Annotated in this window: 15 protein-coding genes; 4 read left to right on the top strand and 11 right to left on the bottom strand. The window is 52.3% G+C overall.

Going from position 1 to position 12,298, the window contains the following annotated elements; translation table 11 throughout:
• Positions 1-164 precede the first annotated feature (164 nt).
• The 8 genes from AC2FNE_RS10995 to AC2FNE_RS10960 all read right to left on the bottom strand — a co-directional run bounded on the left by AC2FNE_RS10995 (position 165) and on the right by AC2FNE_RS10960 (position 5,534).
• Entirely contained in the window at positions 165-899 is a 735-nt protein-coding gene (locus AC2FNE_RS10995) for a molybdate ABC transporter substrate-binding protein (protein WP_496805376.1), read from the bottom strand.
• Positions 892-1,101 carry a GDCCVxC domain-containing (seleno)protein gene (locus tag AC2FNE_RS10990; protein ID WP_245222719.1) on the bottom strand — a complete coding sequence of 70 codons (210 nt, stop codon included), beginning with the start codon at positions 1,099-1,101 and terminating at the stop codon, positions 892-894. The genes AC2FNE_RS10995 and AC2FNE_RS10990 overlap by 8 nt, the downstream gene beginning before the upstream one ends.
• An 82-nt stretch (positions 1,102-1,183) precedes the next feature.
• Complete coding sequence (locus AC2FNE_RS10985) at positions 1,184-1,618, bottom strand: nuclear transport factor 2 family protein (RefSeq protein ID WP_496805375.1); 435 nt, start codon at positions 1,616-1,618, stop codon at positions 1,184-1,186.
• A gap of 218 nt (positions 1,619-1,836) precedes the next feature.
• Positions 1,837-2,472, bottom strand: coding sequence for a DUF1326 domain-containing protein (locus AC2FNE_RS10980; RefSeq protein ID WP_496805374.1), 636 nt, complete (start codon positions 2,470-2,472; stop codon positions 1,837-1,839).
• A gap of 25 nt (positions 2,473-2,497) precedes the next feature.
• Positions 2,498-3,316, bottom strand: coding sequence for a DUF2182 domain-containing protein (locus AC2FNE_RS10975; RefSeq protein WP_496805373.1), 819 nt, complete (start codon positions 3,314-3,316; stop codon positions 2,498-2,500).
• A gap of 10 nt (positions 3,317-3,326) precedes the next feature.
• Positions 3,327-3,965, bottom strand: coding sequence for a DUF1326 domain-containing protein (locus tag AC2FNE_RS10970; RefSeq protein WP_496805372.1), 639 nt, complete (start codon positions 3,963-3,965; stop codon positions 3,327-3,329).
• Between the two features lie 573 nt (positions 3,966-4,538).
• Complete coding sequence (locus tag AC2FNE_RS10965) at positions 4,539-4,820, bottom strand: DUF4242 domain-containing protein (RefSeq protein WP_496805371.1); 282 nt, start codon at positions 4,818-4,820, stop codon at positions 4,539-4,541.
• Positions 4,821-4,895: 75 nt separating this feature from the next.
• Positions 4,896-5,534 carry a glutathione S-transferase family protein gene (locus AC2FNE_RS10960; protein ID WP_496805370.1) on the bottom strand — a complete coding sequence of 213 codons (639 nt, stop codon included), beginning with the start codon at positions 5,532-5,534 and terminating at the stop codon, positions 4,896-4,898.
• Between the two features lie 136 nt (positions 5,535-5,670).
• Between AC2FNE_RS10960 and AC2FNE_RS10955 the strand changes: the two genes are divergently transcribed.
• The gene (locus tag AC2FNE_RS10955) at positions 5,671-6,615 is read left to right on the top strand and encodes a LysR substrate-binding domain-containing protein (RefSeq protein WP_496805369.1); all 945 of its coding nucleotides are present in this window, start codon (positions 5,671-5,673) and stop codon (positions 6,613-6,615) included.
• 506 nt (positions 6,616-7,121) lie between these two features.
• Complete coding sequence (locus tag AC2FNE_RS10950) at positions 7,122-8,450, top strand: adenylate/guanylate cyclase domain-containing protein (protein WP_496805368.1); 1,329 nt, start codon at positions 7,122-7,124, stop codon at positions 8,448-8,450.
• Positions 8,451-8,483: 33 nt separating this feature from the next.
• Here AC2FNE_RS10950 and AC2FNE_RS10945 read toward each other — a convergent pair whose 3' ends face one another.
• Positions 8,484-8,846 carry a YybH family protein gene (locus AC2FNE_RS10945; protein WP_496805367.1) on the bottom strand — a complete coding sequence of 121 codons (363 nt, stop codon included), beginning with the start codon at positions 8,844-8,846 and terminating at the stop codon, positions 8,484-8,486.
• Positions 8,847-9,292: 446 nt separating this feature from the next.
• Here AC2FNE_RS10945 and AC2FNE_RS10940 point away from each other — a divergent pair, with 446 nt between their 5' ends.
• A complete protein-coding gene (locus AC2FNE_RS10940) occupies positions 9,293-9,766 on the top strand; it encodes a DUF411 domain-containing protein (protein WP_496805366.1) in 474 nt (157 codons plus the stop codon).
• A gap of 63 nt (positions 9,767-9,829) precedes the next feature.
• Positions 9,830-10,357, top strand: coding sequence for a peroxiredoxin (locus tag AC2FNE_RS10935; protein ID WP_496805365.1), 528 nt, complete (start codon positions 9,830-9,832; stop codon positions 10,355-10,357).
• 658 nt (positions 10,358-11,015) lie between these two features.
• On the opposite strand, the gene AC2FNE_RS10930 is transcribed toward AC2FNE_RS10935, so the two are convergent.
• Together AC2FNE_RS10930 and AC2FNE_RS10925 are read right to left on the bottom strand one after the other, a co-directional pair.
• Positions 11,016-11,273: a hypothetical protein gene (locus tag AC2FNE_RS10930; protein ID WP_496805364.1), complete on the bottom strand. Its 258-nt coding sequence runs from the start codon at positions 11,271-11,273 to the stop codon at positions 11,016-11,018.
• 45 nt (positions 11,274-11,318) lie between these two features.
• Positions 11,319-12,076, bottom strand: a protein-coding gene (locus tag AC2FNE_RS10925) for an IS5 family transposase (RefSeq protein WP_496805363.1) whose coding sequence is annotated in 2 segments (ribosomal slippage) — positions 11,319-11,740 and positions 11,740-12,076 — 759 coding nt in all. Because the reading frame shifts where the segments join, the coding sequence is not laid out codon by codon here.
• Between the last annotated feature and the right edge of the window lie 222 nt (positions 12,077-12,298).

The following is a 12,298-nucleotide window of genomic DNA, read 5'->3' as shown; positions in this document are numbered from 1 at the left end:
CTGTCATTACCCCTTTTGGCTTCGAAGCGGACCAAGTCAGGAAAGGAGCATGGGTCGGCTGTGTTGACTTAGACCGGCCGTCTGCCAGAATTGCGAACGATGCCCGGTGTGCGGGCGTAGCCGCAAATTCCTTTCAGAAATGGGGCAACTCTGTCGATCCGTGCTCAATCCAACTCGAACCGCAGGACGCCCGCTGCGGCAAGTTCATCATCGAGTTCCCTAGCTGTCAGAAATTCAAGGGCAAATGCCGCGCTGGCCTGTGAGGTTCGACTAAGGAATATCGACATATCGATATGAGTCCCAAGCTTTTCGGGTAGGATTGCCGCAGGAACCACCCCTGGTGTTGAAAGGACCGTGGTCAGCGGAGCGACTGCAAGCTCGACTTGGCCAGCGGCGACGGATGCGACCGGCTCGCCACCACCCATGGCCAGGCTCTTTGGTAAAAGTGCATTACTCAGATCGAGCCGCTCGATCACATCCAAGTAGGTGCGGCCACTTGTACCTGCACCCGTGTAGGCGATACTGTCGGCTTCATGCAAAAGGGCTCTGATAGTCTCGACGTCTTTTCCGATCGAGCCTTCGGTTTCCTCTTTTCGGCCAACGGCAAGGGGCACACGTCCAAAAGCTCGGTGACTGGCTGCGTCTGCTTTTCCAGCTTTTATGAGCGCCTTAGCGTAAGGGGGATTGGTCAAGCCGATGTCATAAGCTTCACCCGCCGAGATGCGCTCCGGTATCAAGGGGTTGAGATCAACCAACTGAGTGACCAATGCACCCGTTCCCGTTTCCAAGCGCGGAACGAGGTTATTCATGATCGCCCGGATCGCCACCGGTACAAAAATGCGCAGTTCGACTGGCATAGCAGATGAGATTTCTGAAGGTGTTTCCCCGCGATTATCCACAGCATGTGCCACCTTCTTGGATCGGCGGACAAGCTACCGTCCCGTAAGAGCAAAACACGCAACAATCGCCGGGTAACGGCTTAAGGACCTTGCCACATGAAGTGCACTCGTAGAACCACTGGCACGCGTCCGTTGGCATGGTTTCCACCTTAGCATGTCCACACTCAGGGCACTTGAGAGTGCTTTCCAGAACGAAAGTCATTTCCGTTAAATCTGAACTCTAATAATTCTAAAACCGGCGCGTTTTGTATTTAGTCGGCATGTACAAACAGACGATGTCAATTTCAGACTGCCGGTTGCAGGTCCAACCCCTTAAGTGACAGTTCGTCATCGCCCGCTTGATCCCAAGTGTGCGCGATGATTTTCCAGTCGTCGTCAGATTTTACAAGAAGATATCCACTCACGTCTTGGCTCACATCGGTGCCGTCTTCCAAAAGCTCCGACACTGCAAGCACGACTGCGATGCTCCCGAACTTAAGTATCTTCATACTCCGCGTATGCTCCTCAAAAGATTCAAGATTTTTCCGGGCCACCGCTTCCATACGTTCGATGAATTCATCCAGTGATCGCAATTGCGCCGGTCGCGCGGCACCGCATAAAACCGCTCCTGGGAAAAAGTCTCCCCGGAAGCGCTCCCAATCCGGCTCTTCCTGTTTGTTCCATTTCATGCCCTCGAAGTGATCGCGGACCAATGCGCGGATTTCTTCTTCATCTGACACTATATATCCTCCCAAGTTCAAATTCGTGCAATTTAACGCAGGGCGCAAACTCGCCAAAATGAACCAGCCGATGACGCTGCCTTTGGCTCCTTGGCAGCGTTCAATTAGAGCAATGTGTCCCTGGCCAGTGGGCTCAGCCCCCTATGCTACCGTTCGTCGGCACGTGAGAAACCCGGCTACTAAGTGGAAAACACTTTTTACAAATCACAACATCGGCGCTAATGAACAACGCCTTGCGGCCCATGCTTCATGAAATGCCACTGTCCGTAGCTGTCCTTCAAATCAAGTGCGATAGCTGTAGTACCTTTGGTTGATGCATTGCCAATCTCTGCAACTGAGAACTCAATACCGTTAGGCATATCGATACGTACACGATGCTCTCCATCGCCGTGTGGTGGCTTGATCGGGCGACCGGAGGATGTCAGCACATTCCCAATTTTTACTGTCGCCGTTCGTGCTTCCATATCCGAAGTGAAGTCGATGGGTTCAAAAACAGTGTCATGCAGCGTTGGGCACATGGCACGGAACACCCACCAGTGCGTTGCCTCTTCATCGGTTTCGCCACCGGTGAGAACGGTCTCCAGCGCCGCACGCTGAGCAGGCGATGCCGCTGGATCAATGATCAACTGCATCTCGCCGTTCCCTTCGTAAATCGGTCCAGGCCACGCATAGAGCACAGCGACTTTCAAACCCGCAAGGTCAAGGTCTTCAAAGTGTCCCTTGGTGATCTCCATCACCTCGTATCCGCGACAGTTGCCTTGGGTCGGATCCTCTTCGAACTGGCAGGGACATGAGTAACCGCAATTGCAATTCCCGAATGCCGGGCCTTCGACATACCAATCTTTGTGAGCCATAATGTGTCCTTTCTTCTTACTTCTACTATAGAGATGTGAGAATGCACCAAGCGCCCCATAAAATGAGGACGGCTCCGGTGCCCCGCGCAAAAAATCTCGGGTTGGGCAGGATCTTTTCAGCCAACACGTAAAAAGCGAGGCCAACAATCCAGTAAAGGTTCATGATACCGCCGACAAAGAGCAGCGCCATCAATGCCCAGCAGCAGCCAAAGCAGAAGGCGCCGTGATGCATTCCCATCAAAAGCGCGCCTCCGCTGCCTTTCCTGCGGTGACGTGTCAGGAAATCGGCAGGTGAACTGCACTGTTTGAGGCAGGCTGTTTTCAGTGCTGAAAATTGGAAGAGGCCGGCCAGGATCAAGACGACGCCCGCGGCCGGTCGTGACGCCAATGTCATCATGGAACCTTCGACGAGCCCTGTGGTTTCCGTCAGCCATTGCATTCCCGCCGCCAGCAAACTGAAGCCGCCCCATATGAGGAGATAGCCAAAAAGGAAGATCAGGCTGAGTTTTGTCGCCGACGCACGTTCAGACCCATGCCGTTTCAGCGCGGTATACAGAAGTAGCGTCGGCGCGGCACTGGGTGTCATCATGGCAATCATCATCACCCACCACATCAGCAGCACCAGCACTGCGTAGCCCATCGTCCAGGTTTTTCCCGGGCCCATTGCCATGGGGTCGCCGATCGGGCCGGCCATCCTCGTCATATCCAGCGCCGACATGTTCATGCCGACGCCGTAAAATGTATAAAGACCCGCCAACACGACGATTGCAAAAACCGAGCCGGCCACCACCCAGGTGTCACGCGCCATAACCCGTTCGACGGGCCCCACCGAACCATTCATCATAGGTCTTGCTCTAGGCGGCAACGCGGCCTTGGCCGGTCAGGTGCAAGCTTGCCATATGTGCGTGAGTACCCGTGTTCTTGACAAGGTCGAGATCGCCACCGGATGTCCTGGTCTGGCCTTTTGCCATTTCGGCGAACCCGAACTCGAATCCGTGCGGCAACCTGATGCCGATGCGGTGCGGCTCTCCGGTGACGATATTCGGTATTGGCTCCGCATTGATTTCGAAAACGCCTTCGGCAACACCTTTCGCCACGCGATCCTCAATGCTCATGTCTAATGAAACCGGGGCATAAAGCGTTTCATGCTTGTTTGGGCTCATCGCCCCAAAAACAAACCACATCGTGGCCATTTCTTCGGTGTCAGCCCCGCTCATGATCGCCTCAAGCGCTTTTCGCTGATCGGCGTCCGCTTTTTCGTCGATAATGAGTTGCATGTGCCCGTTGCCTTCATGGATCGGGCCGGGCCACTTATAGACACCCGCCGCGGTTAAGCCGTCGAGTGACGTGTCCCCGTAGTGTCCTTTGTGGATTTTATAAACGACCGCGGCTTCACATGTGCCGTCTGTCGGCAAGACGCCAAACTGGCATGGACATCCAAAATTACAATTACAGTTGGCGAGCTCTTCGCCCCTTATTTCCCAATCGATCACGTATTTGTCCCCCTAATATTTATGCGATCGCAAAAGACCGCATCAAGTTTTGCCCGGAGGTTGGCACTCATTAAATTGCGCGATCGGAGCGCGCAGCTGCCTCAAATCATCTGCTTTTCCTAGCAGAGCTTTCAAATTTTGTCACCGTTGACGCGTGTTGCGCCACTAGAGGTTGCATGTATCCGGCGGCGACCACTTCTGGTTTGGCCGTCGTGTGATTGCGGCGTCGCCAGTCGTTACAGGCTTTCCAAATCAATGGTAACGACCGACTTGCGCTTGAATACAAATACACTGGCGCAAAATGCATCCAATTTCATTTACGATGTTTCTTACGTTCCGGCGCTGAGTTTTCATTGCAGTTTCCTTCCTTACAACTGAACATAATAGCATTTCCATGGAAAGATGTGAACAGCTTCACATTTAGCCGAGCTTGCTGCTCGGCCTTATTTTCTTGTCTTGCCACCAACTTGAAAGAACTTCCGTTTCAGGCTCGGAGCCAACATTCATAAGATAACCCTCCTTAAGTGAATAGCTCGAACGCCCAACGGGTTTCCCAAGCTTCTTAGCTTGACTTTACCGCGGAATGGTGGCGGTTTCCGGACCAAACGTGTTCTTGATTTCCGAAACGAGGTCCGCAGGAAAACCACCTTCTTTCGCGTGGCGATATATTTCCTCGGCGCTGTCGGCTTCGTGCACACAGTAAAGCTTGTCACCGGCGGCATAAGTGTGATGCCAGACGTAGGGCACGCCAAGCCCAGCTACTACTGAATTGGACTTGGCCGCAATATCGCAGAGTTCTTCGGCACTAAGCTGGTCTGCTCCGGGAACATTCCTTTCGACTATAAATTTGGGCATTGGGGCTCCTTCTTAGTTAAAGTTTCGGTCTCTTGGCCAAAGTGAACCGCGCGCGTCGCATTCATTGGGCTCGCATTATGCGGCTGCCTTAGGAACGGCATGTCTGGTCATGGAAAGTTTGTAAGCGGGTCGTTTCGAAGCTGACGCATAGACAGCGGCAATTTTCGGGTGTGTTGAAAAAAGCATTTCTCTGTCCGGGTGCCATTCAGTGAGCATGGAAAGATAGTAATCAAGTGCTGAGAAACCCCTGTCCAAGAATGAATTCCGACCTGAAATACCGTTCTCCATAAGATCAAAGAAATCACTCAGTTCAGCCAAGCTTTGCTGTTCGACTTCGGCGATGGCAGCACACGACTGGGCATATCTCTCAGGGTGATTGCAACGCACTACGGTTGGATATCCAGTCGAAGTCATTACGTTCAACCAGAACAAAAATTCAGGCCTGTCTGCATCTCCCGGCTGCGGAGAGAGGCCAGCGTCTGGATGCATCTCGCACAGATAGGTGACAACTGCGCCAGTCTCGCCAATGGTTTTTCCATTGGGAAGTGTGAGAGCCGGTACACGCCCCGTCGGGTTGATGTTCAGATACTCGGGTTTCTTGTGTTCACCAGAGCTCATGTCCACATAGCGCGCTTCGAATGCCACCTCTATGTCGTGCATAAGAACCTCCACGATGATGGAACCCGCCATGTATTCCCAATGAAGCATGTACATACGGCCGCCCTCTGTGATAGATTTTCTTTTACGCGCTTAAATTTGTCGGTTTTCAGATCTATTTCTAATCCTTTCCAGAGCGCTTGCACGCGAGAATATCCTTGGAGGTACTAAAGTTTTTATTTAATGATTGAAAATGGCCTTATCACATTTGAATGCTTTGCAAGCGCTTGAAGCGACTCTTCGCCTTGGCAGCTTCTCCGCAGCGGCCATTGAACTTGGGGTAACGCCTGCCGCGGTCGGGCAGCGCGTAAGGGCATTGGAAGAATACCTCGGCCACGAGCTGTTCAATCGAACACCATCCGGGATCAAAGCGCAGGAAAACGCGCGAAATGTCGAAGCGCTGCTCACTAATAGCTTCTCTGGCCTGGCTACAGTATTGACTGAACTGAAAATCCGAAACTCCAGTTCACGGCTTTCCGTTACCCTGCCCGCGTCATTTGTCGAAAATTGGCTGACTTCTTTTATCTCTGAGTTCTATCAACGTCATACGTCAGTCGATTTGCGTCTCGATGCGTCCAACAGGGATGTAGATTTAATGAACGAAAATTTTGATTTCGCTGTGCGCTACGGCGAACCTCCAAATACCGAACTGGAGAACGTTGTCCTGTTCGAGGATTACATCCTTCCGGTCTGCTCCCCTGATTTCGCTCGTGGGCATATGATCGACCCTGTTTCCAGGTCCTTGAAGGACATACCGCTTATCCATGTAACAGGTCGCACCAGAGATCCAAGTTGGGTCGGCTTCGATGGGTGGGGCCGGACTTTCGGCTTTGACGAACAGCACCTTGGTCACGGTGTGCATTTCTCAAAAGTCAGCTCCGGGCTTCAGGCCGCCATAGCTGGGCAAGGTCTTGTCCTGTGTGGATTGGTTGAAGCATTCAATTCTATACGCTCCGGACTTCTGGTCGCCCCGTTCGGGCCAAACATGAACTGCAAGACAACTGGCTTATACAGGCTGCTTTGGGTCCGGCATCGCCCCATGGGTGAAATACAGCTGGACTTCAGGGATTGGCTTTTGGAAAAAGCTACACATTTCAAAAGAGAAAGCGACGATTTCCGAAACAGCATTATAGAATGAGCGTGTTGCTATAGGCCGCGTTGAGCGCAACACAGTCGTTCGCTGCATTTGGTCTGAACGGCTGCCATCGGTTGCGGCATACAATCACGCACGTGTACCGGGACATCCGTCTAAACCCCACTGCGCTGCCACGCGGGTTGTGTCAAAGCCGTGGGTGGGGCGGGGTCACCAGCAGAGGCACGCCTAGGCTGGATTTGCTACACGTGCTTTTCCGGATAGCGTTCGCGAAGCCATTCAATGAACTCGTAGGCTAACTCGTAAACGGTATCTGCCTGAGTTTGGGTCCTAACAGGTTCGATTTCCAGCATCGGCTCCCTCCGATCTCGGGGTGGGACAATAACAACGTAGAACCTCGCACTGCGGAGAAACTCCGCCTTGTGCGCGCTATCCCTCAACACCAATGGGACGCGAAGCTCAAAGTGGCGAACAAACACGGTCTTTTGCAAATCTCGCCAAACCACATCTAAAAATCTATCCTGGTGAACGAACACCAAGGAAAATGGCTTGTGAGACCAGACACCAAGTACGCCATCAGCGGCGATCTTAGTATCGCTTATCAGGTTTTCGGCGATGGCGAAGAAGACCTCGTCTTCGTTCCCGGATGGATATCCAACATTGATCTTTTCTGGGACGAGCCAATAGTTGCGCGGTTTTTGACTGAGCTCGCTAGCTTCTGTCGCGTCATACTGTTCGATAAGCGCGGTACCGGTTTGTCGGACCGAGGCGATGGCGCTGCGACGCTCGAAGAGCGGATGGATGACGTACGTGCCGTCATGGACGCAGTCGGCTCAGAGAGCGCAACGATCTTCGGATATTCCGAGGGCGGTCCAATGAGTGTTCTGTTTGCGGCCACCTACCCGGAGCGCACTCGAGCTCTTGTGCTGGCAGGAAGTTACGCGAGCCGCAAAGCACATGAGGATTACCAAGAAGGTCTATCGCAAACCGAAATTTCAAATTTGGTCGAGAAAGTCCGCGCGTCCTGGGGCACGTCGCTCGATATTGAGCAGCGCATTCCGAGCCTCGCCAACAATCCGAGGTTCTGCAACTGGTGGGCTCGGTTTTTACGTGGGGGCGCTTCTCCCTCAGCGGCCCTGGCCCTTCTGCGCATGAATCTTGAAATCGACGTACGGCCAATCCTCACTTCCGTACAAGCGCCAAGTCTGATCCTTCACGCGAAACGTGATCAGATTGTGAGCTGTTCCAGCGGTCGCTATCTGGCAGATCACATCCCAAACGCGCGGCTGGTAGAGATGGATGCCGACGATCATGTGCCCTTCACCGAGACGTCCGAACAAGTGTTGGCTGAGATCAGGCAATTTCTGACAGGTCAGGCAAAAAGCCAGATCGAAAAACGTGTTTTGGGAACAATCATGTTCACAGACATTGTCGGCTCGACCAAGCTGGCGCACGAGATCGGTGACAGAGCGTGGAACGACACTCTTGAAGCGCACCACGACGAGATCAGAAACCAACTTGAGATTTATGGTGGTCGCGAGATCAAAACCACCGGCGACGGGTTTTTGATCATGTTCGATGGCCCGGCACGTGCGATCCGCTGCGGACACTCCATCCAATCCGCAATGGAGACAATCGGACTGAAAATCCGCATCGGCTTGCACACCGGAGAGTGCACGATCTCCGGTGATGATGTTTCCGGAATAGCCGTTCACATTGCCGCACGTGTCGGAGGCTTGGCGGATGCCGGACAGGTCCTTGTTTCGCAGACCGTCCGTGATCTGGTGGCCGGGTCAGGCATCGATTTCGACAATCTCGGCAAACGCGAGCTACGAGGTATTGAAGGTCAGTGGTCGATCTGCTTGGCGCGGTTTAACTAGGCCATCCGCGGCGGAAAGACCGTTGACCGCGATTCAAGCGTCGAAATTCCAGATGTCCTGATGAATTTTCCAACCGGCGTCGGTTTTCTTTCCGATGACAATATATTTCCCGGTCAACGCGGTGTCGCCCATATTGCCGGAAAGTGTTCCAACTGAAACTGAAGTGTCGCCATGTATATCGATGGAGGTTGCGACAATACTGACGCCGCTCAGACCTGCATCAATGCCAGCTTGCCAATAGGCTTCTATCGCCTGTTTCCCGTCTATCCGGCCGGCTCCAGGAGGATGAATTGCCGCGTCATCCGTGTAATTCGAGGAAACGGCCGCCGCATCACTGTTATTGATGCCATCTGCAACGCCACTATCGAGTGCTTTTATCTGGTCTAAGTCAGACATTTTCTCCCCCCAATTCTAAGAAAATCGCCAATCAGCTTAGCATGAATTCACATGAATAGCTAAGTTCGTGACCAACAGACCCATTTGGAAAGTTGATCGCAGAGCAATCAAAAGCCCCGGAACTCTCGTCGCCAAGTGTACCAGGGCTCACGTCATGTCAGCAGATATCTAGTGGTAAACGTCAAGATTTACCTGAATACGGTGACACTGACGAAGGGTACTACAAACTACTGAATACAACTGCCGAAACTTAAGTGCTGATGTATGCATGATTTGTCCTCCCTACTTACAATGTAGCATGTTTCGCCGACTCATTCTGTGTCAAAGTTCACACTTAATGCGATTTGGACCCTTCATTTGGACCTTTGGACCGTCGTTCTGTAATGATGACAGTCGAATGTTTAGAATTATTATATGAGTATCAACAATCCGGAGCTAAGAGGCAGATGACTGACTTCAATCGCAGATACTTTTTGCTCGGCGCGGTGGCACTGATTGGTAGCAAGCCACTGCAGGCCGTCGCGCAAGATACGCCGAAGATTCACGTGGTGCACGATCCGAACTGTGGCTGCTGCAAAGCTTGGGTGTCGGTCCTCCAGGATGATGGTTTTGAAGTCACGACCGAACGCAGTGCGGGGACACTATTGATCCGCTACAAGATCGACAACGGGATACCGCAGAACATGATCTCATGCCACACGGCAAAAGTGGAAGGATACATGATTGAAGGTCACGTGCCAGCATCGGACATTCGACGACTGTTGGATGAGCGGCCCGACGCAATTGGGATCGCAGTTCCAGATATGCCTTATGGATCGCCGGGCATGGGACCAGAGAACCGACGTGAAGCTTATAATGTGTTTCTGATCCGTCGCGACGGGAGTACGGAGATTTTTTCCAGCTACGCAGCTGCGACCTGACGGCTAGCCAGAAAGTACATATTCGACCTTTCCCAATAGCCCATCCAAGCGGAGCACTCTAAAGTGATTATTAACGCAGTTCCCGACGCAACATTCCACACGCGCGTTCGCAATGATGAATTAAGCGGTGCCAACCCTTTTGAGTGGAAAGCGGTCACAACTGAGTCAGTGTTCGGTGGCAAAAGCGTCGTTCTTTTTGCTGTACCTGGTGCTTTCACACCGGCCTGTTCTGAGACCCACCTCCCCGGCTATGAAGCCAGTTTCCAAGAGTTTGTCGAACTTGGCGCGGAATGCGTAATTTGCCTCTCCGTCAACGATGCCTTCGTCATGCGCCAATGGGCACTTTCGCAAAACATCGAAAACGTGATGATGCTTCCGGACGGCAACGGTGAGTTCACCCGTAAAATGGGCATGTTGGTTGAACGCACAGAACAAGGAATGGGGATGCGGAGTTGGCGTTACGCGTTCCATGCCGTTGATGGTCAAATTAAAAAGATGTTTGTGGAAGCCGGATTCAAGGATAACCCTGCAGGTGTTCCGGTAGAGGTGTCGGAAGCAGGCAACATGCTCAACTACCTCCGCTCGCTTTGAGACAGAATTGGACCGGTTGCGCTCGGACAATTGCGCAAAAATATTCCTTGAGAGCGTCGCGGTGTCCCAGTTCCCCGCAGAATTAGTAGGGGATTAGTAGGGCAGCGGAGTACAAGTCAATCCAACCCTGCATGGCGTCTTCCAAGAACGCATCGAAGAAAACACAATAAAAAGCATAGGCTTATGCTACGTAATACGATTTCTTCAGCTTGCATCCAACTCTGTCAAAGAACCAGGCAAACACATTGGTAAGGGAGAGGTCGAGAGTTCAATTCTCTCCAGCAGCACCATAAATATATCACTTATCTGATCGCCCTTTCCACGCCCCCGTTCGCAGCAGCGCGCTTATGCATTGCGCACATCATCGCTCAGCAAAAGTGCGGCAAGTCTTAGGCTGGTTTTAGGTTGGATTTATCGTCATTACAGTAGACGGGTTTTCGGCTGAATGTATGACCAAAGATTGCAGAAATGTTGTGCACTTACCTACACGACAAAAGTGTTAGCCTCTGTTATTGATCAGCAATTTCAGCGCTTGCGGCGTCTCCAACAGGTTAGTTTGGAATGCTCAACCGCAATTCACAGATTTTTGGACAATCGTTGATTGTAATACATTATTCTGGGTTGGCGGCACCGATAAAGCGCTGCCGCCACACAAATCTTAACGCCCGTCGAACTTATCTAGAGCATCAGGATAATTCCTGTCATTCCGTTCTGTACCGTTTGTACTCTTTGATGACGCTGTGCCTCCGGAAAAGCTTCCAGCGTTGGTGCTGTCGGGTCCGTTACCCCAACCGTTATCGCCTCTTGTAGTTGGTTCCGGATCAGGATCCGGCTCTTCTATAACTGCGAAAGCAGGTGCCGCTAGGATCATTGATGCCGTAAATGCGCCTATGATAGCTATTTTAGTCTTTTTCATAATTTCCCCCGAAACTGGTTAAAACACGGCAACTAGGGTCTGGACTCATAACCAAAACAATACCGTTGCCGCGAGGGCGATGGCAGACAGGAAGATTATAGGGCACCTGTCATAGCGTGTCGCGACCCTGCGCCAATCCTTCAGCCGTCCGAACATGTTCTCAATCTTGTGACGGCTTCGATAAATCTTGGTGTCATGTGGGATGATGTCTTTGCGGTTACGGCGGGATGGGATGCAGGGTTTGATGCATCTTTCTTTTAATTCTTCGCGGAACCAGTCAGCGTCATAGCCGCGATCCGCTAACATCCAGTTCGCCGTAGGCAGTGAAGGTAGAAGCGCCCGTGCACCGATGTAATCGCTGACGTTCCCGGCTGTCAGGAATAGCTGGATTGGACGACCCAACGCATCGGTAACGGCATGCAGCTTGGAGTTCATCCCACCCTTGGTGCGGCCAATCAGACGGCCACGCCCCCTTTTTTAAGCCCCATACTGGAAGCTGTTCGGTGGGTCTTCAGGTGGGTCGCATCAATCATTAGCGTGCCTGTTGCATCTCCTTGAGCGGCCAATTCCGTCAGGATGCGTGCAAAGACGCCCATCTGGGACCATCGAGCCCACCGATTGTATAGCGTCTTGTGTGGCCCATAATCGGACGGAGCATCCCGCCAACGCAGGCCATTACGAATGACGTGAATGATGCCGCTGAGAACGCGGCGATCATTGACCCGCACAACACCACGAGGCTTCGGGAACAGATGTTGAATGCGTTTCAAGTGTGCTTCGTGAAGCCAGTAAAGATGCGACATGAACAATCCCCCTCTCGCTGTTGAATCACGAAGCCACAATGAATGGAATCAGCCACAGCAATGTCTGCTCAGCAAGGAACACCGGTCATCCGCCAGAAACCGTCAGATGACAGCACTGAGCCCAAAGCCGCAATTCAAATAATTAAGTTGGTGACCGCTATAAATTCGGGCTCCAGACCGATTTTAGCCAGCGTCTCGTCCCGAAATTTCTCGACGATGAGA

This window comes from Ruegeria sp. YKSD179 (assembly GCF_059612885.1).
Note: the sequence above shows the minus strand (reverse complement) of the source record. Positions and strands in the feature narration are given on the sequence as shown.